Genomic DNA, 2,600 nt, shown 5'->3' on the forward strand with positions numbered 1-2,600 from the left:
GGCCTGTTCAACCAATCAAAATACATTGGTATCAATAAACTTGGCACACTATTGAGTTCTCAAACAACAGACGCAATCCGAAAATACTCGGGAAAACGTTTTATGTTTTCCTTTTCCTCTTCGCTGCAATGTTTTTATATCCTATTCCATTCCGGCGTTTTCCGCAATTCCCGGATCATCCCTTATCGGGACACCCGGGAAAGCGTTCCACCGCCGTTCCGGACCCAGCATCAACCGCAGTCTTCCCTGCCGGCCCGCGAAGGGCACGCATCAGCTGGACTGAAGATTTTTGGTGGGTTGGCCGCCATGCTTCGGGCGCTTTTCCAGCGTCCCGGCCGCGGCGACTTAGAAGACTTTACACAGGTTCTCCCCCGGCCGCAAATCGGATCCGAGGCGACCCCGCACACCCATACCGCGGCCGGAGCCGGCACCCCAACAGGGCACCGGCCCCGACCAACACACCATCCAGCTATGAAGGCTTCCGCCCGGCGGAGATCAGCTGCGGCGCCTCCGCAACGCCCCCAGAACCAACACCGACCCGGCCAGCACCGCACCACCGGCAGCAGCCGCCACACCCGCAGCATCCTCCGCCCCGGTCCGCGGAAGCCGCTCAGTAACCGGCACCGGAGCATACTCATTAACCACCTCAACCGACTGCACCTGCCCCGGCAAGATACTCACCTCCCCCATACCGAAGGACTCCACAGTCACATCCTCGTTCGCACCCGAGGCCGGCTCCGACACCGTACACACCACCCCCGCCGGAAGACCCTCATACCGCTGGGCAAAAGTACCCGCCGACGTCCCCTCCGGAATAACGAAAATCTCATCGAGCACACCATCACCGCACTGGACGTGCAGCACAATATCCTCCTGCAATCCGGCACCGGAACCGGTGACCGTCTTCGCCACCACCAGGGCACCCGGATTGAATTCCACCGTGTTCGTCACAGCCAGGATGTTCTCCCCCTCAGTGATCGTCACCGGCTCCGGCAACACCGGAGTCACCGTCACCTCCGCCGTCGAACCGGTAACAGATTCCGTCACCGAACACACCGAACCCACCGGCAGGCCAGTAACAGTTTCCGTAACTTCAGTTGCGGTTCCGGCCGGAATTTCGAACACAAAGGCACCTGCTGGTCCACAGTCCACGGTAAGCGTGATCGCGCCCTGGCTGCCCACTCCCCCTCCGGCGAAAGCCTTACTGACCGTCAGGTCGCCTGCTACGAAAAACTCTGCCGTGGCCTGGGCGGTCGAGTCTACTTCCGCGGTAGCTGCCAGAATCAGCTTCTGTGCGTCCGTCACTTCGGGGTTGTTGCCTGCATAGAGGTAGACGTTGCCGGTCTGCACCGGTACTGCTGCCCGGGCGGTAATAACAGCCGGGTCGGTGGTCTGTGCAAGATTCCGTACCCATACCTGTGTCCCGGATTCGACCTGTTCCGCCAAGGGTATTGTTCCCGCCGCGTCGGCGAAAAGCGCGAACCCGGCTGGGGCGCTTACGGTGATGACAGCCCCGCTGCCGGCTGTCACTGTAAAGGGTCCGGTCACGCCGTCCGCTGGCCCTGCGGCAACCGGAGGATCGATGGCGAGTTCCGGCGGGGGCGGTTCCACCAGGGGCCCTGCGGCCAGGACATCGGCAACGATCTGCGCGGTCACCGGACGCAGCGGGTCCGTGTCTTCCAGCACAAATCCGTCGCTGAAGAACCAGACGGCCGCTTGGACCGCAGCAGCTCTGGTGTTGTCGTCAAGTCCCGCGGGACTGTCAGGTACCAACGGGTAGTAGCTATTGAGGATCCGGTTCACGTATCCGATGTTCGGCACATTGGCCTCGGTCCAGGAACCGTTCTCGTAGCCAAGCCCCTCATAGGTGTTGGTTCGGATGTCGATGCAATACATCAACTGAGTGTCGCCGTCGAGGTCCGTAGTAGTGATGATGCCGGCAAAGGAGGGATTGTCTGCCTCGTAGCCCTCCGGCACGTCATCGGGGTAGCTAGTGACATCGAAGGGAGTGCCGGCCGGTGGCAGGCCGCCTGTAGCGCCGGTCCCGGGCCCGGTTCCGGTCATCGTTATCTCGACCTGCGCTGCAGGCACTGCCGTGCCGGGCCCCTCTCCGCTGAATACAGCCTGCGCAGGTACGGCCGTCAAGGAGGTGGCAAGTACGGCGCCTCCGAGGCCGGACAGCGCCATTAGAAAGCGCCTGTGTCTTCCGGAAGTTTTCCGGTATCCCCCGGTTTGTGCTGGTGCTGCAGTCTCACTCATAAGGTTCCGCCTACTCTCAACGACTGGCTAGAGGGAACTCGCTCGGCACCGCACATGATTGTCCAGCGCGAAAGGGTTCGTCCCGAAGTCGCGAAGCTATCCCGCCCGGGGCGAGCTGGAAAGAGGAAATAGACAAATGAGCTGCCCGGCACCGAAATGAGTGGCGCTGGGCGGCGGGCTCGTGTAGTGGGGAATCTCCCGTGTAGTGGGGAATCTCCTATGCCCTGGCCGCGGCTTATTCCGTGCGGATCCCCCGGCCCGGCCCTGGGCATGCCCCGGTTAAACAGGTCAGGTCCCGCACCAATGGTGCGGGACCTGACCCTCTACACAAATATTGTCCG

The 2,600-nt window shown here is 61.7% G+C and carries 1 protein-coding gene; it reads right to left on the bottom strand.

Features of this window, described 5'->3' with window-relative positions:
- Positions 1-495: 495 nt before the first annotated feature.
- Positions 496-2,187, bottom strand: coding sequence for a thioester domain-containing protein (locus AC5RT8_RS16275; protein WP_494096762.1), 1,692 nt, complete (start codon positions 2,185-2,187; stop codon positions 496-498).
- Positions 2,188-2,600: the final 413 nt, after the last annotated feature.

Source organism: Arthrobacter sp. Ms25 (genome assembly GCF_059090365.1).

What these genes read in the sequence shown, in the direction of transcription:
- AC5RT8_RS16275 (WP_494096762.1), bottom strand. Translation starts at nt 2,187, where the DNA reads ATGGCGCTGTCCGGCCTCGGAGGCGCCGTACTTGCCACCTCCTTGACG.